The organism is Prevotella scopos JCM 17725, from assembly GCF_018127785.1.
GTDB lineage: Bacteria > Bacteroidota > Bacteroidia > Bacteroidales > Bacteroidaceae > Prevotella > Prevotella scopos.
In genome coordinates this window covers 1,309,290-1,335,447 of sequence record NZ_CP072389.1, presented here as the reverse complement: position 1 = coordinate 1,335,447, position 26,158 = coordinate 1,309,290, and the positions used below count along the sequence as shown (strand labels likewise).

The 26,158-nt window shown below is 44.7% G+C and carries 19 protein-coding genes; 8 read left to right on the top strand and 11 right to left on the bottom strand.

Features of this window, described 5'->3' with window-relative positions; translation table 11 throughout:
* Positions 1-718 precede the first annotated feature (718 nt).
* From J4856_RS05130 to J4856_RS05110, 5 genes are all read left to right on the top strand, one after another.
* Positions 719-1,030, top strand: coding sequence for a T9SS type A sorting domain-containing protein (locus J4856_RS05130; RefSeq protein WP_025838956.1), 312 nt, complete (start codon positions 719-721; stop codon positions 1,028-1,030).
* A 45-nt stretch (positions 1,031-1,075) separates the two neighbouring features.
* Positions 1,076-1,624 (top strand): RNA polymerase sigma factor, encoded by a 549-nt coding sequence (locus J4856_RS05125; RefSeq protein WP_025838957.1) that lies wholly within the window; start codon positions 1,076-1,078, stop codon positions 1,622-1,624.
* A gap of 67 nt (positions 1,625-1,691) precedes the next feature.
* On the top strand, positions 1,692-2,084 hold the full coding sequence (locus J4856_RS05120; protein ID WP_025838959.1) for a hypothetical protein: 393 nt from the start codon (positions 1,692-1,694) through the stop codon (positions 2,082-2,084).
* Positions 2,085-2,103: 19 nt separating this feature from the next.
* Complete coding sequence (locus J4856_RS05115) at positions 2,104-2,526, top strand: hypothetical protein (protein WP_025838961.1); 423 nt, start codon at positions 2,104-2,106, stop codon at positions 2,524-2,526.
* Between the two features lie 303 nt (positions 2,527-2,829).
* Positions 2,830-4,350: a glycoside hydrolase family 10-like protein gene (locus J4856_RS05110; protein ID WP_065367951.1), complete on the top strand. Its 1,521-nt coding sequence runs from the start codon at positions 2,830-2,832 to the stop codon at positions 4,348-4,350.
* A gap of 113 nt (positions 4,351-4,463) precedes the next feature.
* Here the strand turns inward: J4856_RS05110 and J4856_RS05105 are convergent, their stop codons facing one another.
* The 4 genes from J4856_RS05105 to J4856_RS05090 form a co-directional block, all read right to left on the bottom strand.
* A complete protein-coding gene (locus tag J4856_RS05105) occupies positions 4,464-5,576 on the bottom strand; it encodes a glycosyltransferase family protein (RefSeq protein ID WP_065367950.1) in 1,113 nt (370 codons plus the stop codon).
* An 18-nt stretch (positions 5,577-5,594) separates the two neighbouring features.
* Positions 5,595-5,888, bottom strand: a complete 294-nt coding sequence (locus tag J4856_RS05100; protein ID WP_025838963.1) for a helix-turn-helix domain-containing protein — start codon at positions 5,886-5,888, stop codon at positions 5,595-5,597.
* A gap of 113 nt (positions 5,889-6,001) precedes the next feature.
* A complete protein-coding gene (locus J4856_RS05095; RefSeq protein WP_025838964.1) occupies positions 6,002-6,901 on the bottom strand; it encodes a glycosyltransferase family 2 protein in 900 nt (299 codons plus the stop codon).
* A 35-nt stretch (positions 6,902-6,936) separates the two neighbouring features.
* Positions 6,937-7,833 (bottom strand): glycosyltransferase family 2 protein, encoded by an 897-nt coding sequence (locus tag J4856_RS05090; RefSeq protein WP_025838965.1) that lies wholly within the window; start codon positions 7,831-7,833, stop codon positions 6,937-6,939.
* Positions 7,834-7,889: 56 nt separating this feature from the next.
* Between J4856_RS05090 and J4856_RS05085 the strand changes: the two genes are divergently transcribed.
* Complete coding sequence (locus J4856_RS05085; RefSeq protein WP_065367949.1) at positions 7,890-9,350, top strand: oligosaccharide flippase family protein; 1,461 nt, start codon at positions 7,890-7,892, stop codon at positions 9,348-9,350.
* A 372-nt stretch (positions 9,351-9,722) separates the two neighbouring features.
* Here J4856_RS05085 and J4856_RS05080 read toward each other — a convergent pair whose 3' ends face one another.
* On the bottom strand, positions 9,723-12,557 hold the full coding sequence (locus J4856_RS05080) for a C10 family peptidase (RefSeq protein WP_025838967.1): 2,835 nt from the start codon (positions 12,555-12,557) through the stop codon (positions 9,723-9,725).
* A 174-nt stretch (positions 12,558-12,731) separates the two neighbouring features.
* Positions 12,732-14,426, bottom strand: coding sequence for a thiol-activated cytolysin family protein (locus J4856_RS05075; RefSeq protein WP_025838970.1), 1,695 nt, complete (start codon positions 14,424-14,426; stop codon positions 12,732-12,734).
* Between the two features lie 795 nt (positions 14,427-15,221).
* Here J4856_RS05075 and J4856_RS13180 point away from each other — a divergent pair.
* Entirely contained in the window at positions 15,222-15,629 is a 408-nt protein-coding gene (locus J4856_RS13180) for a histidine phosphatase family protein (RefSeq protein ID WP_234967241.1), read from the top strand.
* On the top strand, positions 15,630-16,271 hold the full coding sequence (locus J4856_RS13175; protein ID WP_234967243.1) for a histidine-type phosphatase: 642 nt from the start codon (positions 15,630-15,632) through the stop codon (positions 16,269-16,271).
* A gap of 329 nt (positions 16,272-16,600) precedes the next feature.
* On the opposite strand, the gene J4856_RS05065 is transcribed toward J4856_RS13175, so the two are convergent.
* From J4856_RS05065 to J4856_RS05045, 5 genes are all read right to left on the bottom strand, one after another.
* Positions 16,601-17,437: a ChaN family lipoprotein gene (locus J4856_RS05065; RefSeq protein ID WP_373277343.1), complete on the bottom strand. Its 837-nt coding sequence runs from the start codon at positions 17,435-17,437 to the stop codon at positions 16,601-16,603.
* Positions 17,438-17,484: 47 nt separating this feature from the next.
* Positions 17,485-20,340, bottom strand: coding sequence for a M16 family metallopeptidase (locus J4856_RS05060; RefSeq protein WP_025838973.1), 2,856 nt, complete (start codon positions 20,338-20,340; stop codon positions 17,485-17,487).
* Between the two features lie 17 nt (positions 20,341-20,357).
* Positions 20,358-21,578 (bottom strand): DUF4929 family protein, encoded by a 1,221-nt coding sequence (locus tag J4856_RS05055; protein WP_025838976.1) that lies wholly within the window; start codon positions 21,576-21,578, stop codon positions 20,358-20,360.
* A gap of 130 nt (positions 21,579-21,708) precedes the next feature.
* A complete protein-coding gene (locus J4856_RS05050; protein WP_025838978.1) occupies positions 21,709-23,094 on the bottom strand; it encodes a RagB/SusD family nutrient uptake outer membrane protein in 1,386 nt (461 codons plus the stop codon).
* 9 nt (positions 23,095-23,103) lie between these two features.
* On the bottom strand, positions 23,104-26,154 hold the full coding sequence (locus tag J4856_RS05045) for a SusC/RagA family TonB-linked outer membrane protein (protein WP_025838980.1): 3,051 nt from the start codon (positions 26,152-26,154) through the stop codon (positions 23,104-23,106).
* Between the last annotated feature and the right edge of the window lie 4 nt (positions 26,155-26,158).

Genomic DNA, 26,158 nt, shown 5'->3' with positions numbered 1-26,158 from the left:
GACGCTCTGAAACACAGCTGCTTATGCTGCTTATGACTGACGGATAAGTAGGTTTCGTCCGACTTCGAGGGAGGTTTTCCTTGACAGTAAGGTAGGTTCTGTGCGACAAAAAGGGAGTCTTTTTCTTGAATGTCCGACAGATTGGGAGGAGTGGTGAGACAGATAAGGAAGTTGCTGGCTTTATCTTTCTCTTTTCTTTACAAATATCGCGTATTTGTTTTGTTTTTCTTTCTTTATCATTGTTACTAATTTGTATCCCGTTCTTTTTTGGTTGATTTACTACTATTGTAGATTTTTGTAAATCAGTTGGTTGTGAACGTGGGCGACAAATTAGTAACTTTCTTCTGTTGTAATGATTCGCTTATGTACGACAAATAAGTAGATTGCTGAAATAATTAAACTTTACACTTTTTTGTCGCCGAATTATATAAATATATATTCTTTTGTTTATCCAAAGAAACAGAAATTCATCTGAATGTTTTGCAGTTGACGGGTTGACAAGTGAACAAGTTGACAAGTGAACAAGTTGCTTGTAGCGCCTTTAGCAAACTGAGTATATCATAATTATGATTTATGAATTAATGAGGATTGTAAATTATGAATTAACTTTGCAGATAAACTCTTAATTAACATTAAATCTTGATAGACTTAGGCAATAAAGCGGACAGATGTATTCTTAAATTTGTTATCTTTGTGGCAAACATAAAAAGCATAGTCTATGATAAAAAATATATTTACTCCTTTACTTTTCACATTACTGCTGTCTGTAGGCTTCGCTGCTCCGGTGCAGGCGCGTGCGGCAATTGATTTGATAGACTTTGATACACAGACGATATCAATTTCAGTTGTGGGTAACGTGTTGCATGTTGTTGGGGCTGAGGATGAGCAGTTAGCTGTCTATAATGTGACAGGCGTACGCGTGATGAGCGTGAAAGTTGACGGCAGCGATAAGCACTATACGCTCAACTTCCCGAAGGGATGCTATATCGTTAAGGTGGGCAATGTAGTCCGCAAGGTATCTATCCGTTAAGACGCTGTTTAGCGCTTGACCATCTAAGCCTTTTCCAGAAGAGTAGTGACTCCCCTCGATGAAGCTGAAGTGATTCGCCAGTTGGCGAGTCCAGAAGGAAGACAGAAGGTTTTCCCCACGATAGTTGACCAATACAGCCAGGCGTTGTATTGGAAAATTCGTAGTATAGTCCTTACTCATGACGATGCCGATGATGTGTTGCAAAACACGTTTCTCAAGGCATGGAAGAATCTTCCGACCTTTCAAGGAAAAGCAAAGCTCTCCACATGGTTCTATCGTATAGCTATCAACGAGGCACTCGACTTCCTTCGTCATCAAAAGACAGCGACATTGTCCAGTGCTGATGCCGACCTCACGGTGGCAAATCGGTTGATGGCAGACGACTACTTCGATGGTGACAAGAGTCAGGCGTTGTTGCAGGAAGCCATCGCAACCTTGCCTAATGTGCAGCGTACGGTGTTCACACTTCGTTATTATGACGAGATGAAATACTCCGAGATGAGCGAGATATTAGGTACAAGCGAGGGCTCGCTGAAAGCTTCTTATCACATTGCTGTGCAGAAGATTACTGACTACGTGAAGCGGAATGAATAATATTTTACCTTGATAATTAAACCATTCTACCTTTCTGCAATCTAAGTTATATCAAAGAAAGAACTTTATGGAATCAACGAATCATTTACAAAAGAAATATGGTACGCAGCGCCCTTTCACAGTTCCGGAGAATTACTTCTCTGAATTGTCTTCCCGTGTGATGGATCAGATACCAACAGAGGAGCAGAAAGGAAAGGTTGTAACGTTGAAGTCGCGTCACGCTACGATGCGTTATCTGCGTCCGTTAGTGGCAGCAGCGATGACCATTGGAATTGTGTTGATAGGCTTCCTAACCTTCCATGACTTTGATGCTTCGAAGGGTAGCGAGACTGCTGTACACAATGGTATGGCTGGACAAACAAAGTATCAGGCAGCTTCGTCAGGTGATGATTTCGATCGTACAGCCGACTATTTTATGATAGATGAGGGAGATATGTATGCTTCTTTGGCAAGCGAATAATAATAATGATGGTGAAGGAATGAAATACAAAAGATTACTCTTATTGCTCTGTATTTTCTTTAGTGCGACATTGATGCACGCACAGGGGAAGGTTGACTTTAATAGGTTAAAGGCAGAGACGCATCGCTTTATAACGCAAGAGGCTGGTTTGACTACACAAGAGGCAGCACGACTTTTTCCTATCTTTGATGAGATGAGGACCAAGCAGCGTGGTTATTTCGATAGACTGCGTGCCATTCATAGTGCGCGACCATCGTCAGAACGTGAGGCACTCGAGATGATTGAACGGGCTGATACCTACGAGATACAATTAAAACAAATAGAACAGCGTTATCATAAGGAGATGCTAAAGGTGATTCCTGCCACAAAGCTGATGCGCGTGTTAGAGGCTGAACGCCGCTTCCACCGCCAGATGTTTAGGAAAATGGCAGGGAGGAGATAAAGCCTCACCCCCCAACACAAAGCCTCACCCCCCAGCCCCCTCTCCGAAGGGAGAGGGGGAGTGCTGGAAACAGTTTGCTTGGGGACTCACAGAAAGGGGTTCTCTTACTGAGAGAGGGGCGGAATCACGCATAAAAGTTCCCGAACTGATAGGGTATCGCTCATAAAAGCTTTCTTAATTGATAGGGTTTTCACCCATAAAAACTTTCCGAACTGATATGGGTATCACGCATTTCACTCCCCTCCCTTTGGGGGAGGGGTAAGGGGGAGGGGCTTCTTATTCGCATATAACTAAATTAAAATAATGAGACAATTTCATTCTCTATTGAGATTATTGATTGCCGCAGTGCTTTTCATTGGAGCGGGTAATGCCCTATATGGACAAGTCCCAGCTAAGAAACGAGAGTTCCGCGGTGCGTGGATTCAGTGTGTGAACGGACAGTTCCAAGGAATCGGGACACAAGAGATGCAGCGCACGCTACGTTATCAGTTGGACGAACTGCAGAAGGATGGTGTGAATGCGATCATCTTTCAGGTGCGTGCCGAGTGTGATGCGCTCTATCCAAGTAAGTATGAACCGTGGAGCAAGTTTCTCACGGGTCGGCAGGGAACACCACCCTCACCTTATTGGGACCCATTGCAGTGGATGATTACCGAGTGTCATAACCGTGGTATGGAACTCCATGCGTGGATTAATCCTTATCGTGCTAAGACAAAGAACACCACGCAGTTGGCAACAAACCATATTGCGATAACTAATCCTTCGCATGTCTTCTCATACGATGGACTTTACATCCTCAACCCTGCTCTGCCAGAGAATCGTAATTATATCTGTGCGGTTGTGGATGATATCATCAGCCGTTATGATGTTGATGGCTTGCATATTGACGATTATTTCTATCCTTATCCAGCACCGGGACAGACCATTCCTGACCAGGCTTACTTCCAACGTGACAGACGAGGATTTACCAATATCAACGATTGGAGACGTAACAACGTAGATCTCTTTATCAAGCAACTGGGTGAGACCATCCGTCGTCGTAAGCCATGGGTGAAGTTTGGTGTGTCACCTTTCGGCATCTATCGCAATCAAAAGAGCGACCCAAGCAATGGTAGCCGGACAAATGGTTTGCAGAACTATGACGACCTTTATGCGGACGTATTGAAGTGGGTGAACAATGGTTGGATAGACTATTGTGTGCCACAGATTTATTGGGAGATAGGCAACCGTGCGGCCGATTATAAGGAACTCATCGGATGGTGGAATCGTTATGCAGGTAATCGTCCGCTTTATATTGGTGAGGACGTGCTTCGTACGGTGAGATATGCTGATTTGAAGAACCCTAACTCCCATCAGCTACCAGCGAAACGACTGCTACATGATCAGGCATCGAATGTGAAGGGAACCGTCTTGTGGTATGCTAAGTCGGTTGTTGACAATCCTGGCAACTATGGTACACTCCTTCGCACCCATTATTGGCGTTATCCTGCTTTGCAGCCTTTGATGCCATTTATAGATGATGAGGCTCCATCAAAGCCTAAGAAGGTGAAGGCAAGACAGGAGAGTGATGGCTACTATTATCTGACATGGAAGGCACCAAAGGGAGAAGGTTGGCAGGATGCTCCTTATCGTTATGTCGTTTATCGCTTCTTTGCTGATGAGCCAATCAATCTCAACGATCCTTCAAAGATTGTGGGAATGCCATATGGTAATAAGCTCCGCCTTAATTATAAGGATGGGCAAACAAAATACGTCTATGTCGTTACAGCGCTCGACCGCATGAGTAACGAGAGTCATGGGAAAAAGAAAAAAGTGAAGCTTTAGGCTTCACTTTTTTTATTGGGGTTATTAGCCTAATAGGGCTTATTAGCCTGATTGTTATTAGCCTTATTGGACTTATTAGCCCAATTGTTATTAGCCTTATTAGCCCAATAAGGCTAATACTCCTTCTCCCTTAACAGCCCCCGATAAAACACCTCATACTGGTGAGCAACCTTGATATACTCATGATGCTTGCGTACATATTCATAACTCTCGCGGCGCAGTTGTGGGATGAGATTAAGGTTATTGACAAGGCGAGTAAGCTCTTTAACACAGCTCTCGTAAGTAGGGAGGACGTTGATGATAGGGTGGAGGGACGTCTCGTGGATGATTTCGTAGTTCTCTGGCTCACCACCACCGATGCAGATAATACCATGTGCCATCGCTTCAAGTGGATTCATTGAGGGCGTATAACTGTAAAGCTGGTCCATGATAGCGTCAGAGCCAAGCATCCTTCGCACGTATTCGGCAAAAGGTAAGCCGCAGACAACGGTGAGGTTGAGTCGGTCGGGATAATCTTTCTTCACGGCTTCAGCGGCTCGCAACATGATGTCTGTCCCTTTATATATCGACCGGCTCTTACTGATTCCGATAAAGAGGTTCAACCTCTCGGGTGTTTCATCGGCTATGACAGGGGCTTCCCCCACAACAATGGGGAAGGGGATAAAGGTTGTCTTCTCAGGGAAACAAGGTTCATAGCAACGCCAATACTCATAGAGTCCGGTCACAATCCCATTGCATTGCTCCGCCATCAGTCTGTTCAGGCGTTCTTTCTCGGTCCCTATCCAGTCTTTTCTTTCGATGCTTGCCTCCTTATTCTGGCGCAGTTCTTTCCCGATATTGAAGTCGCTGTAGCGCAGTGGCATGGTTGTTGAGCAAGTGTTCACCCAATAATAATCCATTCCGAAACCACCAAGTACAAGTTTTTTATTATGCTTTTTCAGATACCGAAAGAGTGGAAAAAGCCGTTCCGCCTTCAGTTCACAGAACTGCGGGTTGATGAATTGCACAATGTCATAGCCTCGCAGACGGGGTAGAAGCGCATAAATCTTTACCATCAAAAGCATGCCCCCCATCTTACCGGGTCGCCTGGTAACATCGATGTCACGTGGATAATTCTTCCAAAAGTCCCCATTCGACACCACCGTTACCGTATGTCCAAGTTCACGTAAGCCCCGTGCCAGCGTGTTATGTACGTTGCTATATTCTCCTAATAGTAGGATTTTCATGTGGCTTTATACTCCCTATTATAATGAAACGTCAATGTTGAGCCTACCACCTAAACCACGCTCAACGATATCAAAAAGGGTTTTCAGTGTGATATTCTCGCTATTACTTTCTATCTTAGATATAAAGGAACGTTTTTTGTCAATGCGGTTTGCTAATTGCTCCTGTGTCATCTTGAGTTGTTCGCGTGCCTCTCTTATCTTCAGACCAATGCGCTGCGACTCCAATTCCCGTTCTAACTCATCACGTTCAGGAGTTCCTTTTAAACCATAGTATTTGTCTTTTATCTGGTCGAGTGTTTTGATATTCTTCATTTTTTGTCCCCTTCCTCAGTCTTTTCTTTGTAATAATCAGCCATTATTCTTATGGTTATAAATTACATTTATACAAGTCTTATGGGGTAATTTTAGATTCTAATGCAATTCTTTTATCTCTTATTTACCCTCAAAAGCATTATTAATGTCTTACGCCCGAAACTGCTGTTAGTCATCCTTCTGAACCACTTATACTTAGTTGTATAATCCTTATCGGGCAGCGGGAAGAGCCCATGTCGAGACAAACGTTGGAGCACATGGTCAAGATGGGTCTCGTCATGTGTCATGGTAATGACATTGTAAATGTGGTCCATTGTCAGTTGGGCGATGCGTCGTTCCATTGCAATACGCTCTTTGACAGGGAGATAATCGACTCTGTCTTTCAGACGATAGATTACTTGTTCGGCATCAGCGAGGCGGCGGATATACCAACGCTTGTCACGCTTGTGCATGATAGAGTTCTCCCGTTTACGATAGTAATAAGCCTTGTTTTTCGTTGTATAAAGGTTATCTACCCGCAACATAATCTGTGGCGTAAAAGCTTCGTCCTCGTGAAGTACGCCCTTTGGGAAACGCAGGTCGTGCAGAATCTCCTTGCGGAAAAGGTAGGTCCACACACTTCCACGCAGGTTATGGTGCGTCATATACTCTGTTCCACTTATCGGACCCTCCGCATCGGCAAGTGGTTTTGCGGTTTTCTTATCAGTTGACTGGAACAAGACCATATCCGTTTCGCGGTATCTGATGATATCCAAACACTGCTCATAAGGACTTGTTAGCAGGAGATCGTCGCCATCAATAAACTGGATAAAGCTTCCCTCAGCCAACGCTATACCCGTGTTTCGTGCTTGTCCTAACCCCTGATTAGGTTGACGTACGTAGACGATATTTGATGAAAGGGCAAGCAATTCGTTGATAGGAGAATACTCCGCACCGTCATCCACGACGATAATCTGGCGTTCCGTCTCGTTCAGACTCAATGCCAAGATACTGCTGATACACTCCTTTAGCATATCAACAGGCTCGCTATAGAAAGTCACGACGAAGCTTACAAGTGGCTTATCTTCCTTATTTTGTGAATAAACTGGTTGAGTTGACATAAGCGTTTTAATCCTATTACGTGGAGAATAAAGAGTTTCAAGGTTCCTTTATAGGGCAGAACGGGTAGGATAGGGGCAGCATGAGTAGCCTCATAGACATCTAATTGAATGTTAACCAGCGACTGATAGTAAGCAGGGGTCAGTTCTCCCCACAGCTTAAGGTGTTTGAGATGCGCTTCCAAGAGATCGTTTAATTCTTTTCCGCCTGCCTGAGCAGTGATACCCTTGTCGTTCTGACAATAGTAATACAGTCCCACAGACGTTGTTGCCACTCTCTTTGCCTGCTGCAACAAGAAAGGATAAGTATAGACATCCTCAAATACTTTACCCTCTGGAAAGCGCGTCTGCGCAAAGAGTTCACGTTGATAAAGCTTATTCCAAGCATAGGTGTGGAGATGAGCTCTGTCCAACCAGTAGTCACGGATAGAACCGATGGTTGTATCAGTGAAAGTCAGCAGGCGTTGCTTTGTCGCACTTCCGTAATACAGCAAAGCAGGATATTCAAGGATATCATAGTCGGGATGTGCTGACAACACAGCCAACAGCGCATCGTATGTACCCTCCGCAACGAAATCGTCAGAATCGACAAAGGTGAGATAATCGCCCGTTGCCACTTCTATTCCTGCATTTCTTGCTGCCGAAAGACCCTTGTTCGTTTGGTGGATAAGCCTACAATTCCCCTTGTCAGCCGTCATTTCTTCCGCTATCCTCGCAGAGGAATCCGTTGATCCATCGTCAATGAGCACCACCTCCATCCGCTCATCCGCCTGCGTTAACACACTCTCTAAACATCTCTGGAGTGTGTCTTCAACGTTAAAGATGGGGATAATAATAGATAGTCTCATGTAATATTGTTTGATGCAAAAATAATAAAAAACTTTGAAATCCGTTAGTTAATGTAATGAAAAAAGCCTCTAATCCTGACAGCTATCTGCATATCTTGAAGTACATCAGTCTCTTCGGTGGTGTACAAGTGCTCAATGTGTTGATAGGTCTCGTTCGCAATAAGTTTGTTGCTATGCTTCTCGGCACGCAGGGTGTAGGGCTTACCTCACTCTTTAATTCCACCATCAGGTTTATCAGCGACTCTACGAGCTTTGGCCTATCCATGAGTGCAGTGCGTAAGCTGTCAGAGGATTACGACCAGAACAACGAGGAGAAATTGACGGAAGACATTGCCGTTGTGCGCTCATGGAGTATGCTCACGGCATTGTTGGGCCTTTTCGTCTGTGTCGTGTGTAGTCCTTGGCTGAGCCGTTACACCTTCTCGTGGAACGGACACACGCTTCATTTCATCCTTCTCTCTCCTTGCGTAGCATTGGCAGCTTTGGCAGGTGGCGAGTTTGCCATCCTCAAGGGAGTTCGTCAGTTGCGTTCGTTAGCGCTCATCTCTGTCTATAACGTCTTGGCAGCCTTAGTCCTAACCATTCCCCTTTATTATTTCTTTGGCATTGCTGCCATCGTTCCGTCGTTGGTATTGATGGCCTTTGTGCAATTGCTGTTAACGATAATGGTTTCCTATCGTCTTTATCCTTATCTCATCTCTTTCCATAAGGCTTTTCTCGGCAAGGGGTGGGGGATGATTCGTTTGGGAACGGCCTTCGTCATCACTGGCATCTTAAGTTCAGGTGCTGATTTGATTATCCGCAGTTACCTTAATAATGTTGCCAATATCGACACCGTCGGTTTCTATAATGCAGCCTTTATGATGACGATGGTGTATGCGGGCATGATATTCTCTGCGATGGAGACCGACTATTTCCCGCGTCTGTCAGGAGCGAACAATCTGAGGTTTACATTTAATCAGATTGTCAACCGACAGATTGAAGTGACCCTTTTGCTCATCTCTCCTTTGCTCACAATCTTCCTCTTGTTGCTGCCCCAGTTGATTGTTTTTCTCTATTCCGATAAGTTCTTACCAGCCCTCAACATGGCGCAAGTACTCGTTCTGGCGATGTATATCCGTGCTATTCGTTTGCCGGTTGAGTATATTCCTTTGGCAAAAGGTGATTCAAAGTCTTATTTGCTTTTAGAGTCTTCATATGATGTTTTTCTGGTAGTCCTCGTCCTACTTGGCTTTTCCAAGTGGGGACTCTTTGGTGCGGGTGTGGGTATGGCAGTAGCAGGTTTTTTCAACTTCGTCTGTGTCTATGTCTATGCTTACTTGCGTTATCGTTATCGTTTGTCGTCATGTTTAGCGTTCTATGCCGTCCTCCATCTGACAATCGGCATCCTCGTCTTCCTCTGTGTACGTTCTGATAACGATTGGTTACGCTGGGGAGTAGCATCATTGCTATGTGTTGTGAGCACCCTCTTCTCACTTGGTGTCATGAAGGCGCGCAGAATATTAATTCAGAATTAAGAATTAGTACACCCAGAACTAAATTAAACTTACTATAAATTTCCAAACTTACCGGCTCCTCCCCCTTTGGTTTGGTTGGCGAGTTGACGAGTTGACAAGTTAACAAGTTATTTGTAGCGATAAGCACAGCAAACAGAGCAAATCATATTTCTGGTTTCTGGTTTCTTATTTCTGGTTTCTGAATTCAAACCGTTCTTATGCTACTCTGTCTTATATTATCCTGCTTACAAGCAACTTGTTAACTTGTCAACTCGTCAACTCGTCAACTCGTTAACTGCCTTGTGTCTATAAACAAAGAGAGGCAGACCCCTCAAAGATTAAGTAAGCAATCTTTGCAGGAGCCTGCCCTAAGTGCATATTAAAACTTAAAAACTACTTCTTGATAAATTTCTGAGTTGCCTTACCCATGTTGATGAGGTAAACGCCAGATGCCAAGTTTGTAACATCAAGGACATTTTCACCAGCCTTCACATTGTGCTTGCCGATAAGCTTACCCTGGATGCTGAACATATTTACAACACCATCGTTAGGAGCAGAAACATTGATTTCGTTTGTAACGACGCTTGGATAAACAGAAAGTTCAGCGTTGCCAGTCTTCACCTCGTTGATACCTGTGGTACTGTCGATAACACCACCTTCACCCTTGTTACCAATTGACTGATACTGCTCGCCATAAACAGGAGCCTCGTTAAAGTCGAAGGTTGGGCCCATTGTTGGGTTAGAGCTCCATCCTGTCATATCAGAAGGATTATCGTTTGCTGAGCTTGTATAGAATGGAACAGCGTCAGTTGGAGAGTACAACCAGTTAGCACCACCATTGTTGAAGAGGATATTCATGTAGAAGCGCTTGCTGTTGAGATATCTTGTTGGTAAGCTGACTTCGATATAACCATTGGTGTTAGGCTTAATAGAAACGGTACGTTTGTCAACCATATTGCTGTTCATTGGTCTTGAACCATACTGCTGATCAGTTACGTAGAAGCTGATGCGACCCTCATAACCATTTACAGACTTGATGTAAACGCGTGCAGTGAAGGTGTCATACTTCTTAGAGATGAATGAGTTGTCAGAACCAATGTACTTACCATTCTGATAGAAGAAGATAGTTTGCAACTTCACGTCGTGAACAGTGATATTCTCTTCATCATTGTCAGCTGGGTTGATGGTAAGTTCACCAATCTTCCATGCCTCAGAACCTGAACTTGGCTTAACAGCGATTTCCTTATCATTTACGAAGTAACCTGCGACAAGACTATACTTACCCTCAGCAAGTTCCTTGATATTGTCATTGGTATAGAATGAGAAGGTTACGCGCTGGCTCTTACCAATCTTAGCCTTACCTTCAGAAATCAATACTGCCTGCTTGGTATCGTTGGTGCCGGCTGGGAGAGCATATAACTTCAAGTCGCCATCATAGGTAGCATTACCTTGATTTGCGATAGTAGCAACAATCTTAGGAGTCTTACCCTTCTCTACATATTCTACCACTCTTTGCACTGCATAGAGATCAGGTACTAATGTTGATGGGTCTGGTTTTGGATCTGGTTTAGGTTCTGGCTTAACCTTACCAATTGTTACTGTACCAGCAATCTGATTGATAGTCTCATATTTAGAGTCCTTAGCATAAGAAACAACCAAGTTATAAGTGTCAGGTGTCACGTTAGCGAGGTTAGCATAGAAAGTGATAGCCTTTGATGCATTAGCGCTGACAGCTGTTGAAGTTGTAGCAACGATGCTCGCACGTGTTTCGCCATTTTTGAAGATAGCCAATGCCAAACGACCAGAATAAGCTGCGTTCTCATTTCTATTACCAACAGTAACAGTTACAGGAACATAGTTGCTCTGTGGCAATGCTGTTTGCTCACACTTCTGAGCGATGTAGAGGTTAGCACCTGTTTCTACGTCAGGTGTTGGGTTTGGACGAGGTTCTGGATTTGGATTAGGATCTGGATCAGGGTCACCATCGCGATCTGGCTTCAGATAACGAAGCATCTGCTGGTTACGGCTGTAACCGCCATAGCCACCACCAATACCTTCTTCACCTGGCTGAAGAGCGGTGAGGAGGTGCCATCCATTAGAATTGGAGTTCCAACCCCAGTCAACGTGTACAAAACGATTTGATGCATAACCATCAAGAACGAAGCAGTGACCACCACCATTAGAGAAACCTGCATAAACGATTGGTCCGTAGTCGCGCATCTCGTCATGTACCTCTTTCAACCAGTTGTTGATTGTGAAGTTACTACGCTCAAGGAAACGTAAAGAATTTTTGTAACCAAAGTTGTTGATAAGAACTCTTGGTGCATCATAAACATAAGCACCTGAACCACCAGCACGAGCTGGGTTATAGTCCATCTTCACTGCATAACCAACATCGCGAAGAAGACGACCAATGTTGTCAGCTTGTACGTCAGTAAGACGACGACCCGTAGCGCGGTCATTGCCATAACTGTCAACACCGGCAGGCATCTGTGACCAATCGTAAGCAGCATTCTCAGGACCATTGCCATCAAAGTTTAATGACATATAGTTGTTCTTCCAATAGTAGCTTACTGAGCCCTTTGCCTTCCGTGGCCACTTGTGCCAACGAAGAACAGTAGAGATAGCTGTTGCTACACAGCCAGAAACTGTTGGATAGGTTCTTCCGTTATAACGATAGTTTGGAGAATACTGGTTAAAAGGCCAACTCTGACCCCAGCTGATAGGAGTCTCCAGCTTTGTGGCTCTGTCTGTCGCATATTGTAACAAAGGCTGAATCTCTACCTCGTAGTTGGCTGCATCACGTGATGTGATTGCCTTCTTATATTCTGGAGAAGGGATGTCAGGGGTGTTTTCAATCGCCCACTTAATCTCATTGCGATACTCGTCATAGAGCCACTTAATTGAAGGATGTGCATTGAGGTCATCCTCTGTAAGCGAACCCTTGTCAGAGAAGGCCAAGATAGGCATAACGCGGTTATCCGCAGCTACGACAATATAACCTTGGTCATGTCCACGATTAATGACATAGAAGAGGTTTGACTCACCTTTTCCGTTACTAAACTTCTTGTAAGGAGCCTTGTAAGACATCTTCAACTGTGACTTTGTTGTTCCGCCACCAAAGAAGTTCTCGGCAACCTTAAAAGCCTGACTTTCGTCAACAGGTCCTGCTAATGCCATCTGGCATATAATTAGCAAGAACGATAATAGTGAAAAAATCTTTTTCATATTAAGAATTGTTTTTATCCCAATCGCCCAATAGGAGATGTCTGCAAGCCATTTTTTAAGCTTACATGTTTCATGATAGAAGAGTATTTTTTTGTCATGCCGACTCCTTTTCTCGTGTTGAGATAAGGTGTTGGCTGTATTTTTTTTCTCCTATTGAACGGATTGGGATATTGATTACTTGTTAAAGAATTTGAGATCCATGATCTCTACATAGGCAGAGACTCTGACTTTCTGTCGAGAGCAATCCAACTTAATAACGCGGTTGTCACTCTTGAAAAGTGAATAGAGTGTACCAAATGTATGGTCGTAATTAAGTTTTCCAAAATTGTAATTACCTCTTGCTGAATGAAGATCGGTGTAGAATGAAATCTTTTGATGATCAATGAAGTCCTCTAAGCTCTCGTCACCCGTCTTATCGAATTCAATGTTTACGACATTGTTCTGATCGAATGGGTGCATCGTCTCGTCCTTCTCACGATAATCGAAATAGAAAGGATTATTCTTAGGTATGCTAACGAGTCCAGTTTCCTGACCGTTCATTGAAATACCTACGTCACCCCATATTCTTGCGTCCTTATCAATATTTGGGAAAGGACCTGTATTCTTACCAGAGAAGCCGAGGAAACGAAGCTGCATACGTACCTTGTTAAATACTGGAACGAAGTCGCGCTGTGTTACAGTAAATTCGTTATTAGTTACGACGCGAGCCTGTGAGTTATCCACAGCATAACGGAGTGAGAAGCTGATTGGTTGCATCTGCTCCATTGGAATGTCGGCTGCCAAGAACTTCTGGAATGAGTCGATATCACCCTTGAGGATTTCCTGCTGGATGGTTTTTCCACCACCAAGAACAGTGATATGAACATCGCTCTTAGCAAGCATCTTTCTGTAGGTAAGGGCCTGATCAACTGATACGTTTACATCAACACCCTTAATCTGATTGAGTGCAAACTCAATAGCCTCATTGATATTCTTTTCACTCTCATCGGTATCAATAGAGAGGTAGATAACACGGCCATAGTTGATATTAGAAATGTAAACAGGCTGATAACCATCGAGTGCATCCTTGTCAATAGACTCAAAGATTGTACCCTTCTTTGGAGCATCTGTTGACACAGAGAAGTGCTTCTGAATAAGTCGAGCAAGGATATGGTTACGCTTCTTATTGAAGTTGAAACCAAGGTTCACTGACCCATTACCAACAGGAGTTGTCACTGCTACGCCAAGTTTTGTAACAAGCTCTTCCTGTGAATTAATCTTCTCAACACTCTCAATCGTTGTGACTGGTGATTCCTTCCAATCCATGGTAGCCCACTTGTTCCACACTTCCTGGTATTCGCTCTTACGAATATTTGGAATCGTAGCAGATGTAGCGTGAGCCTCTGCAGGATTAGCAGGTGCCAAGCTGATAGAGAATGTAATGTCACCCGTCTGGTGAGATGTAATCATAGCATAGGTTCCGTTAGCGATGGTACCACCCTTAAGAACACAACCAGGATAGATAATATCAACGGTTGGGTCGAAAAGGAAGTTCTCATCAAACGAGTGCGTCATCTTGTAACGACGTGTCGTTTTTACCCAGTTACCAGGAATACCATCAAGGCTACCATGTTCCTCAATAACAGAGTCGCCTTCATTAGTTGGTATTGGCGAACCATCTTCAGGGTCAACGGGTGTGTTGGCACGCGTCATCTGTGGTGCCAAAGGTAAGGTACGGAGATAGTTTTGGATATCAGCTTGAGTTCCAACCTCCGTTTTTCCTTCTTCCTTTGACTGGGTTACTAACTCATCTTGAGAGCAAGAACCAAAGGTCATGGCAAGTAAGGCCAATGTGGCAGGCAAAACTGCCTTAAGTAAAGAACTGTTCATTTCTTTAATTTTTTGATTTGTTAATATTAATAGGTAAAAAGAAACCACTTGAGTCAGCGGTTTATATCGTAATAGCTTACACAATCAACATCATGCAGCTAGAATGATCATTCAGGATTGTTCTCCTGGTAGCACCATAAGGACGAATCCTCATGCCACCTCACCGCTTTTGCGACTTCCTGCAATATTAGCTTTGGCTTATCTCCACCTTCATTTCTGACACATAGATAGCTATGCACGTTTACGCAGACGGATGAGTTCGCTTAACTAAGAAGCAAAACGTCACAAGCTGATTAACCGAACCAACCTTTACAATTTATCTTATTATCTTATTAATGTCGTTTTCCAAACTTATCTATGAGTTTCGTTTCTCAATCTTATTCTAAATTAGTAAGGTGCACTTTTTACTTTTCACAATATTTGAGTTGTTCTTATTATATGCCGTGTCGTTTTCATCGTAATTCGTTGGCAAAAATATATATTTTTTCCTTACTTCAAAGTTTTATTCTCAAAAAAAATGATAAAAGTGTAGGATCTTATGCTAATTTTACGTTTTTTATCTAAAAATCCCCTCTTGTTGTAATTGTAACACTCTTGTTTTCAAGTGATAATCGCCTTAGGAAGGGATGATATGCAAGATGGCGACCCTCCCCTTTAAGAGTGTATAAATATACAATTTTATTAATTGAGAATTCTCAAACTTTAAGTTGAGTTTTCCTAAAAGCAAAGAAAAAGACCATTTCTTTACTCCTAATCGAGTACAGAAGTGGTCTTTTTTTTGGTTCTCGTTTTCTCTTGGGTGACAGGGACTATAAATGGATTATAGACTTGCTCAAGGATGCACAGGCGCAGCAAGCATTGACTGACTTGGGACGCAACTTGCTTACTAAACTCGAAGAGTTGTGGCCCGTGGTAGAGGGTAGAGGTGGTGACCTTACTTCGGTAGGTGAGCGTCAGCATCGTGGAATTGCACATCGAATGTATGCCCACTATCCTGAAGTTTTTCGAAAGGGGAAGAAGGTTTCTGCAAGATCCACCATGTCCTTGCGGTGTGCAATGAGCATGGCTGCCTTCTGCGATGAACTTAAAGGATTATCACCTGGACTTGACATGCATCTCGAGGCTAGTGAAAAATATGTGAAATATTTGAACTGGCAGTCGAAAGCCTCAAATGCATTTGCCGATGGAAAGCATGGCCCCTAGGTGGAGGAATATCGCAAGTTCTCACTCGCTCAGACGCACCCAGAACGTATGTGTCAGTCTATTTTTAACGATAGCATCTACGTGTTGAAGAAGGTAAATCCAAGCGAACTCATGTGGGGACTTTATTGGATAGTTGTTGATATGCAGGACATTGATACCAATATTCAGTTGCCTCAGGTGCTGACCAATCGTGAGTTGTTCGACCTGTGGCAGGTCATCAACTATAAGTTTTATGTTGATGGCGCCAACCATGCAGATGGAAAAGGTGCTTGTCCAGGTAAGGCTGCGCCATTGGTGAAGAATATAATAGAAAGTGCCGATGAGGCAATTGCAAATAAGAACATTGCAGCCACCTTGAGATTCGGTCATGATGGCAACATTATTCCATTGCTGGCTCTCATCAAACTTGAACACTTTGATGTCAGTGTTAGTAATCCTTATGAAGTCTATAATGTGTGGAGTGATTTCAAGGCTGTACCCATGGCAGGCAACATTCAGTTTGTTTTCTATAAGAATAAAAAGAATGATATCTTGGTGAAGGTCCTCCATAACGAAAAAGAGGCACATCTTGCATTACACACAGATGTCTTCCCGTATTATCATTGGAAAGATCTTCGTAATTACCTTCAATCATTATTATAATCATTCTCCACCGGTTTGGTGCGGGTGCTTAGCACATGTGGTGCGGGTGCTTAGCACTAATGGTGCGGATGGTATGCACCACATGTGCGAAGGGTTAACACCATTGCTGTATGTGGAAGAGTAGGGATTTAATGTGCGTTAAGCATATTAAAACTAAGACCAATCTGGAGTTGTGTCTAGGTGGAGACTATACCTTCCAAAAATAATTTTAGGCTCTATGGCGAATCACCCACATGATTTGTTATAGAGCAAAAAAAACTGGCAGTAAGCGGAAGCTTACTGCCAGGAACACAATAATATAAGCTTTATAAAGGAATCATGATATAGGATTAATAGGAAGTCGTCATGTCCTCTGGGACACATATATAGTAATCGGCAAGCCCCTTGAAGGTGTCTTCCAATTTGGAGATATCTTCTTGTCGCACGGCTCTTACCACGGCATAGGATACGCCTGGTTTATATTTAAGGAGGTAAGGGATGATACCATTACGTCCGTCAGAGTGGAAATTGCCATTGAAGTGCACGAATTTCTCTTGCAGGTTGTTGGCAATGCTCCAAGCCATTGTGGCATCCTTGATGGCTTGTGCCTCCGCAATCTGGCGTGCATTCGAATGTTTGTTCTTTCCGAGCATACCCATCATGGCGAAGCCCTGTTCCGCATTTTCGTTCTCTTGATACTCAATTGGCAGGGGAGCCATATATGATTTCGCTTCCGCAGAGAGTGAATCGAGGTAGGCAAGACTATGCTCCTTCACCGCAGTAGCATAGCGGCGTGGCACATTTGTAGCGATGACGGGAACGTGATTCTCACGTGCGAAGCTGATTAATGGGGCATAATCAGTGCTGTAGTTAGGCCACAGGCGGACTTCATCTTCAAAGCGGTCGCTCGTAATCTGTCCTTGTAGATACTCGTTGAGAATCAGTTGGTTGTCACGTTCAAACATCTCTAAACCTATCTTCAGCTTCTTTTTATCCGCTTTGTATAAACTCTCTAATAACTTTAGTTCAAGCCAGTGGGTGATGGTACAGTTATGGATTTCGCCAATGAAGACGACGTCAACCTTTGAAAGAGATTTAATCAGTTGGTCATAGGTGATGACGTTCCCCTTGTTATCGTAGAGCTTATAAGCTTCAGGCTGTTTCTCAGCATGTGTCAGTGTTGTCATCAATAAGCAAAGCAGCGTGAAGACAATACGTAAGATTCTTGTTCTGTTCATTGTTTCTGCGATTTATAAACCACGATTCTGTGGTTCCAATTCAACATTTCGTTTATCATTTCTTGTAGCATTTTTGGCGTTATACTGTGAAGCACAGACGGATAGTCGTTGAAATCAGAGAGCGACTCCCCATTCTTCACGAGTGTCATCAGTGCTTTCTTCCATTCCGTTGGTGCCTTGTCCGTGAGCACCTTATCCTTTGTGACGAGGAAGGAGCGTTTCATCTTGTAGAGTTCAGCCTCGCTGATAGGTTTCTCCTTTAGTTCGTCAAGGATGTCCTTCAGCAATTGCTCACACTGTTGGCGGTTTTCATCTTTCACCGAGAGTGTGATGATGAAGTTGTACTTCTGTTGTGGGACGCCATCGTAATAGAGATCAACGTAAGGCGAATAAACGATGTTTGCCCCCTCACGTAGGACTTTCAAGACCCTATCCTGTAACACATCACGTATCAGCTTCATGCTCAATGACGCCTGAAGGGACGGGTCGTAACTACCTGCGAAAACATATTTCAGCACCGTTTGATGGTCGTTCCCCCCTTCAAACGCTCTGACGATCTTCTGTTGATTTGGGATGAAAGGCGACCCCATAAGCGGTAGTGCTGCGGCAGGCGCTTTCATCTGTGCGAAGGTGGCAACCGCCCTTGGTATCACCTGCTGAGGATTAAAGTCGCCCGTCAGGATGATGGTTAGCCCATTAGGATTAGAAAATAACTGCTTGTAATACGTGGTGAGCGTGTCGATATTCAACGCCTGCAACGCCGCTTTCGTCATCACCTGCCCGTCCCCTGCAGAAACATTCCCCACCAGAGAGTCGATGGTGTTTGACATCAATCGATCGACATCGTGCGACATCAGTCGTTCTAAAACGCTTTCTTTGCCAACACTCTCAATCTCAGAGGCTATGCTCTCAGCAAAGTCGTCACGATTAATACCCGGATGGCACATCTTCTCATAGACGAGATTAAACAGTGCAGAGGTCTTTCCCGTAGGTGCTGAGGCTAAGAGCTGGTACCAGTAAGCATCCTGTCCGACGGTCATCGACAGCTCTTTTTGTGTCATGGCAGCGAGCAAGGTGTCGTTACAGGTCTTCTCCAGACCGCCCATGTCAACATAGCTCACAGCATCATGATACTTCTGTTGCATCTTCGCTGGCAGGTCAGCAGTACCGCCACGACCTAGGGCTGAAATGTAAACCGTTGAGTCGCCATCCATCGTTGGGCGGACAATCAGCCTTATCCCATTCGTCAGAGTAATCTCGTCAACGCCTAAATTAGTCCAATGGTGACGTGCCTTAATGAACTTATCGGTGTAAACAGGTTCCTTACGCAAGCAGTCAGGCAGGGTGATGTGCACTTCTTCCTCCGTTTCTTTCGGATGAAAAACATAAGGTTTCAGTGTGGTTTTCCATCCTTTTTTCCATACCTTATTTACGGATGCAGCGGTGAGCAACGGACTTCCAGTGCTGTCCGTTGCATGTGTATAAGCATACAAACAATGCTGTTTCTTACACTGCAGAACCTCCTCCAGCAATGTTTGTAGGTGTTGTGTGGTTGTTGTCTGTACTTGGTTGCGCACCCATTCGAGGTCGTTGCTATCAGAGATTGCACGATCGCCAGAGAGGACATAATCAGTCAGGTCGTCGCAAAGAGCATCCGAGAAGCGTTGTGATGTGTTCGGTTGTAGATGCTCCAGACGGGTTTGGATGAGTTGATGTAGCTCATCACGCCCCACGCCATATTTTAGCAGTCGGTGACATTCATTTGAGGTCGCAGCCACTTGGTCTGCCAAAGCTGCGGAAGCTGCACCATGGAAGGCAAAGACGAAGTGGTCCTTATCAGCCAAATACCATGCGTTAGAGACGTTACATTTCACGTCGTCGGTCGTTAAGCGACTTGAAAGACATTGCACGAGCATGTGCATGCGCTGCTTATCGACTGCATCTTGTAAGGTTCTCTCGATGATTGTCGGGTGGGGGATAATCAGTTCCAACTTGTTTTCCTGTTTGATGCTGTCCGCCAATTGCATCCACGCATCGCCCTTCTTATAAGTCATGGGGTAAGGCTTAAACGCCGCATCATGCTGAGCTACAGGGATTGTGCCCATAGCTTTGTTCAGTAGTGCAATCACTTCAGGCGCTTTCACGTCACCTACCACTACCACCGTAGCATGCGATGGCTTATACCAGCGATGATAGAAGGACTTCAGTCGTTCGCTGTCAATGCTGTTGATATCGTTCTCTGTGCCCAAAGGGATGCGCTCTGCATAACGATTCTCGCCCATCTTTAGTGCATAGAAGTCGTCATCCTGCTGATAAGCACGCAACTCTTCAACAATCACACCACGTTCTTTCTTCACTCTTTCAGCGTTAAAGTCAATGTCGCAGAGCCAGTCGCGCAGAGCTAAGAACGTAGAGTCAAGGAGGGTTGTGTTGTCGGGATAGTTCGGTAGAGACAGACAATAGATGGTACGGTCAAAGCCCGTAAAAGCATTGATATCACGTCCGAACTTCATTCCCTGATGTTCGAAGTAATCGATGAGCGAACGTTGCGGAAAGTGTTTTGTCCCAATGAACGCACTATGTTCGAGAAAATGAGCCCCACCTCGTTGGTCGTCTTCCTCCTGCAGCGAGCCCACGTTCATAATCATTCGTACTTCAATGTTATGCCGTGGAAACTCGTTGGGCAGAATGACATAACGTAATCCGTTATCCAATCTCCCCTCCACGATTCCGGCAGGCAAGGCGATATACTTTTGTTTCAATATGCAGGCCTTACTTGAGGTGCTAAGACAGAGGAAGAGCCCTAGGACGATAGTGGATAGTAGTGCGTATCTGTTAAATCTAAGCTTCATGTAATGTGTTTATTGTTCTATTGGTGCAGGGTATAAACGACAGTCACCTGTTCGTAGCCATTGGCATCGGCAAAGTCCCATGGGAAGGTAAAGGTAAGCGTCCCTTTCGTGAAGTCTAATACCGATGATGATGCAATCCAGTCGCTTGGACTATTACCGAAGCCATCACTACTGATGTCACTCACGCCAAGGAACTTATTCGGATTGAGCGACCCACCCATTAAGAGGAAGTCGTCGTCGATGGTATAACCAACGGTATTCCCATCCTCTTCAATCTCGACGATTGTTCCTTTTGCCTTCTCTTCTAACAGCCGGTTCCATGCGGAGTAGTCGTATTTGAACGGGATGCACGTAATCATATCGCCATAAGGGGATTCCTTCTGTCCTGTAAAGGTAACGTCCTTCGTGGTTGGGTTGATACCAATATTATCCAACGAAGCCGTGAACGTCTCCTTGTCAGCCTGATAGTTAATAGCCTTCACGGCAGCTTTACCATAAGGTGTCTGCATGAAGAACTCGTTATCATCAACCGTCTTACGCTTTAACACGTCATAGAGGAACGTGGTGAGCCCCATTGGGTTCGTCAGGATTTTCAGTTTTGGCTGGTCAATGGTCGCATCGTCCGCAAGCGTAATGATGCTATGTCCTTCGTAGGTGCGTTGTGCTTGTCCTTGGAAGAAACCCTCCTCGTCACCTTTATTAAACGTGATGGTGGTCTTGACAGGGACCTTTCCTAGCAGACGGCTGAGGTCAAAGCCATACTTCTCCTTTACGTCATTAATCAACTGCAACTGCGCCGCTGTCAGTACGGGGATGTCAGTATCAGGATTGACAATGAGGTGAACGCCTTTCCCGAATCCTTTCACCACTGGGTTAGCACTTTCGCGAACCTGTAGCAGGATGTTTCTTGGGAGTGAAAGCAAATGCTTCCCATTAGATTTCACACGGAAGACAACCTCCTTCTGACCCGGTTCGAAGACAATCTCCTTACTGTCTGTCTGCAAGATGTTGTCATCATTTCCAGTGAAAGTCAATGGTAGCGCGACCCGCTCAGATGGTGTGAACGCAATCATGGCATGAACGAGGACACTAGCCGTGTCGTCTTCTGACAGGATTGCATTACCAGGGATAGTGAGTTCAACACTGTTCGTCATCGTCTCACGTGGATTCTCTTGTGACTGACAGGCAACTAGCGTCGTCACAAGGATAAGAAAAAAACTATAGAATAACTTCTTCATTTTTCTACTTTTCTGTTTTAAGCTCCTACTTAAAAGTGTTGAGGCGGGAGCTTTGTTCTACTTTATTTCCCTTGTGTTGTGCGAGCCACAGACCGATTGAAGGGATGAAAGGATGCTGACCGAACGGAGGTTAATTCGTTGGCCAACCTGCATTTTGTTCCAGATGATTGTATCTAACATCAGCCTTCGGAATAGGGAAGGTCCATCGGTAGTCGTTCGTTGCGATTGAGTTACTAACGCTGTTTCCCCATTGTGAATAACGTGGCAGAGCGGTCGTATGCGTGCGTTTAAGGTCAAAGAAGTTAACGCCCTCACCAGCAAACTCGCACTGCTTATCAGTAAGGATAAGTGCCAAGAGGTCCTGAGCAGACACGGTTGCAGGTGCTTCTGTCCTACCAACACATGCCCAATAATGATTCATCAGCGTACGTGCCGCCTCAGTCTCGCCCTTGCGGCAGTAGGCTTCAGCTACAATATAATAAGCTCCAGCATAACGCATTAAGTTGATATAGGTAATCGTTTGGTTCAGTTTATTGCTCCGATTATACTTTCCAAGAAGTGTACGTGAAGAACCGTTCATTGTAAATGGGTAATAGAACGACGTGCGTCTTGCGTCATTGTTCTCAAAGAGCAACTTCGGATTGACGCAGAAATAATCGCCTTCAGCAGCACTGTATTGGATAGCAGAATAATAGGTAGTGTTGGTGTTGAACGCAAAGATACGTCCTGCGTAATTCTCCTTTGTCCACAAACTGTTCAAACCCTCTGAGGTGAAATAGCTATCATTACTCTTTGCGATGACTTCATTACCCTTGCTGATAGCCGTAGCGTAATCGCCAGAATAAAGGGCTACATCAGCCTGCAGATATTTAACAGCCGTTGCCGATAACCAACCATTGCGTTGTGAGGTCTCATCCGTGAAGTTGGCTTCGCTGAGCAATTGGTTGATAGTTGCCACACAATCACGGATTGACGAACGCGGTTTGTCTTCTCTGCCGAGTCTGTCTTTCAGTACGATACCCGGTGCGTCAGGGTTTAAGTCGTAAGCAGGTGCAAAGATCTTAAGGAGTTGGAAGTAAGCCAAAGCCTTCAATGCCTTCGCTTCAGCAATGATGTTTTGTTTCTCCTTCGCTTCGTCATCAGTTGATGTTACGACAGCATCCATGCGCTCAAGTGTTCCGTCACATATGGCAATGACGTTGTAATAATCCAGCCAAAGACTTGGCGCAATCTTACTTATCTCAAGGTCGTTCCAGTTATAGAGGTTTGAGGTTGTGATGTTCTTAACCGAAAGTGATGTTGGGACGAAATCGTTACCAAGTAAAGAGAAATCATACTCATGATGAGGGTAAGCCTGATAAGCCGAAGCCAGAAACGAGCGTGCGTTTGAGACGTTTGTAATGGCGTCAGGGTCAGAGTACATGTCCTGTGGCGGAATATTCAAACTGCAGGCCGTGAGCAGGATGGATGATACGCCTATAATGATATTTCTGAAAACCAATTTATTTCTTTTCATAATCCTTTCTTAGAATGTAAGATTGAGGTGGAAGGTGAAGACAGGTTGGAGTGTCCCCACCAAACGACCACTTTCTGGGTCGGACTCTTTATAGTTGGTCCATGTAAAGAGGTTTGAGCCTTGCAAACCAACGTTCGCATAGCGCACAAGTGGCAACACCTGCTTCAACCATTTTGATGGAACCCTATAGCGCATTGAGAAACTTGAGAGTTTTAAGTAATTGCTACTGCCCACTGTGCGTGAGTTAGGATAGAGGGCAATGTTGTCCTCGGCAATACTCTGTGTATAGAAAGGTGTCCAGTAATCTTTGTATTCATCGCCTCGCTTGAACCACATCTTCTCCGTCTGACCTGCGACAGCGTTGAAGATGGCGTTGTCCTTGTTGCGCACATATTGATAATTGAAGCGTTGCTTTCCTCCTAAGACATAATAGAAAGCAATGTCGAAATCGAAGTTCTTATATGAGAAGTTCGCATACAAGCTACCTGAGTAAGGCGGTGTGAGATGGCCGAGCGCAACAAAGTCATCGCGTGTCAGCTGTTCAGTTCCTTGCTTCTCTTTACCATCAGGCGTTAAGAAGACAGGGTAACCCGTGAGTGGATTGATGCCTAAGGAATGTAAGCCGTAGAGCATATCGTATGACTTGCCCACCTCATAATCGGGTACAATGGATTGTTCGTCAATGTAGAGTTTGTCGGTCCAATAAAGACTAATCACTTTGTTATCATTATAAGCAATGTTTCCACCTACGGACAAGCGATAGTCGTAGGCATCTAGGAGCTTTGCATTGAGTCCGAACTCGATACCTCTGTTCTCAAGGATACCGATGTTTCTTTTCATTGAGGTAAAGCCTGAATTGGTGGCAATAGGAACATCCAAGAGTGCTTGTTCCGTCCGACGGTTATACCAGTTCACGTCTAAGGTGAGGCGTTTTAATAGTTCGACAGACAAACCTAAGTCGGTTGACTTATTCTGTTCTGGTTTCAGGTCTTTATTATACAATGACATCAATGAAAGGACACGACTGTTCTCGTAAGCCGTCTCGCCAAACATGAACGTACCCACCGTGTTGGATACCGTCACACCATTAAGGTTGGCGGTCACACCATAAGAGGCTTTGAGGTTTAGGCGCGTCAGTATCTTGTTGTCCTTCAGCCATGAGTAGTTCGTTGGTGTCCAGCCCAGCCCAGTTGCCCATGCCGTGTTCCAACGTTTGTCCGCTGGCAAGATTGACGATGCATCGTTCTTATAGGTGAAGTAAGCATCATAAACGTTGTTGTAAGTATATCCTGCCACGAAGCCAACTCCCAATTGTGCATTCTTATCGCGAGGGTTCTTAACCGTTGGTTGACGGAAACCTTGTAGGGAGTTGTTGATGGCTGATGGTGCATCGATATTGCCAACGCCATAACCAACAATGCCTACTGCATCTGAATTAGTGCCATAGTAGTCCATGTTAGCACCGAGGGTCACATCGTGAACATCAGCAAAGACATGGTTGTACGTCACACGAAGGTTGCTCGAGATATTTGTTGTCGTACCCTTCGTACGGCTGTAGATGCCTTGTGCAAGTACAGGGATGCCCGAGTTTTGTTCTGAGAAGGCTGAGGCTGGCGTGAAACGATGCACATCGTTTTGTAAGAAGTCAAGCCCCGCCACGTAAGCTAGGGTAAGGTCCTTCCATGGGGTAAGTGTGATGTTAATGTCGGCTCCAGCATTCCTATCCGTTGCATCGCTCTGATATTGATGCATCAAGTCGTTAAAGGTCCTGTTAGGATAAGAGAAAAGCTGACCTGTTTTTTGTTCATAAGGATTAAGGTTATAAACGAGTGAGGTGGGGTCGAAGTCTGTACCATTCGGTGAATTGCTCTTAGCATATCCGCCCGAAACGCCTATCATCAGGTAGCCTATCTTCCCCAACTGCTGGTCAAGTCCCATCCTGACATTGAAACGTCGTTTGTCGTTCCCCTCGATTCGTCCACCTTGGTAGGTGTAGTTCCCTGAAACATAATAGGTTGTTGACCCGTTCCCTCCTTTAATACTGATGTTATGTTTCTGATAGAGGTTGTTGTGGATAAGCTCTTTGAACCAATCGGTATGAATCGCACGAAGGGCTGCCAGACGCTGTTCGCCCTCTGCAATCAGTTGTTCTTTGTTCGGGTCAGCGGCATGGTAACGCTCGTAGTAGTCACGACTGTATAAATAGCCCGGTGCGGCAGGGTTCTGTAGTAAGCGTTCCAGTTCGAGCTTCTCATCCGTATCCATCAGTTTGATACCTCGACGGCCGCGAAGTGTCAAGCCCATATCCATGCTGTAGGAGAGGGTCATCTTCCCGGTATAACCATGCTGCGAAGTGATTTCAAGAACGCCATTGGCAGCTTTTATACCATATAAGGCACAGGCAGCAGCATCTTTCAGCACCTTAATGCTTGCTATGTCCTGTGGGTTCAAGTTGTAGAACGTCTCTGCCGTGATAATCTTTCCGTCTAGGACATACAGGGGTTCGTTGCTCGTGTTACCACGTCGGAAGGATGAGTTACCACGGATTCTGATTTGTGGTGCACTTCCTAAGTCGCTTGTGTTGATGATGTTCAAGCCCGGCACCATACCCTGAAGGGCAAGTCCCATGTCAATCATTGGCTTGTCAGTGAGCCGTTTGATATCTACATTCTCAACGATACCAGCTTTCGCACGAAGGTCGATGGCGTTGATATTGCTTTTGGCTTTTACGACGACCTCACCCATTTGGTTGTCGGCTTCAACCATCTTCACGTCCATGCGTTCGCGGCCAGCATCTTTCAGCTGTTGTTTTTTATAACCAATGTAACTGAAGGAAATCGGTGTCCCACTTCCCCAATCTCCACTCAGTTGATATCGTCCAGTTGCATCCGTCACTGTCATTATCTTCGTGCCCTGCACATGGACAGTCACACCAATGAGGGCTTCGTTATTAGCGTCAGTGACATAGCCATAGAGTTTCTGATGCTGTGCCACTGCCTCAATAGGATTGATGAAAAGGGTTGTCAATACGAGGACACCCAATCCCAACAGTTTTTTCATTTCT

What these genes read in the sequence shown, in the direction of transcription:
- J4856_RS05110 (WP_065367951.1), top strand. Translation starts at nt 2,830, where the DNA reads ATGAGACAATTTCATTCTCTATTGAGATTATTGATTGCCGCAGTGCTT.
- J4856_RS05060 (WP_025838973.1), bottom strand. Translation starts at nt 20,340, where the DNA reads ATGAAGCTTAGATTTAACAGATACGCACTACTATCCACTATCGTCCTA.
- J4856_RS05075 (WP_025838970.1), bottom strand. Translation starts at nt 14,426, where the DNA reads ATGAACAGTTCTTTACTTAAGGCAGTTTTGCCTGCCACATTGGCCTTA.
- J4856_RS05115 (WP_025838961.1), top strand. Translation starts at nt 2,104, where the DNA reads ATGAAATACAAAAGATTACTCTTATTGCTCTGTATTTTCTTTAGTGCG.
- J4856_RS05130 (WP_025838956.1), top strand. Translation starts at nt 719, where the DNA reads ATGATAAAAAATATATTTACTCCTTTACTTTTCACATTACTGCTGTCT.
- J4856_RS05090 (WP_025838965.1), bottom strand. Translation starts at nt 7,833, where the DNA reads ATGAGACTATCTATTATTATCCCCATCTTTAACGTTGAAGACACACTC.
- J4856_RS05095 (WP_025838964.1), bottom strand. Translation starts at nt 6,901, where the DNA reads ATGCTAAAGGAGTGTATCAGCAGTATCTTGGCATTGAGTCTGAACGAG.
- J4856_RS05120 (WP_025838959.1), top strand. Translation starts at nt 1,692, where the DNA reads ATGGAATCAACGAATCATTTACAAAAGAAATATGGTACGCAGCGCCCT.
- J4856_RS05085 (WP_065367949.1), top strand. Translation starts at nt 7,890, where the DNA reads ATGAAAAAAGCCTCTAATCCTGACAGCTATCTGCATATCTTGAAGTAC.
- J4856_RS05080 (WP_025838967.1), bottom strand. Translation starts at nt 12,557, where the DNA reads ATGAAAAAGATTTTTTCACTATTATCGTTCTTGCTAATTATATGCCAG.
- J4856_RS05065 (WP_373277343.1), bottom strand. Translation starts at nt 17,437, where the DNA reads ATGACAACACTGACACATGCTGAGAAACAGCCTGAAGCTTATAAGCTC.
- J4856_RS05100 (WP_025838963.1), bottom strand. Translation starts at nt 5,888, where the DNA reads ATGAAGAATATCAAAACACTCGACCAGATAAAAGACAAATACTATGGT.
- J4856_RS05050 (WP_025838978.1), bottom strand. Translation starts at nt 23,094, where the DNA reads ATGAAAAGAAATAAATTGGTTTTCAGAAATATCATTATAGGCGTATCA.
- J4856_RS05105 (WP_065367950.1), bottom strand. Translation starts at nt 5,576, where the DNA reads ATGAAAATCCTACTATTAGGAGAATATAGCAACGTACATAACACGCTG.
- J4856_RS05055 (WP_025838976.1), bottom strand. Translation starts at nt 21,578, where the DNA reads ATGAAGAAGTTATTCTATAGTTTTTTTCTTATCCTTGTGACGACGCTA.
- J4856_RS05045 (WP_025838980.1), bottom strand. Translation starts at nt 26,154, where the DNA reads ATGAAAAAACTGTTGGGATTGGGTGTCCTCGTATTGACAACCCTTTTC.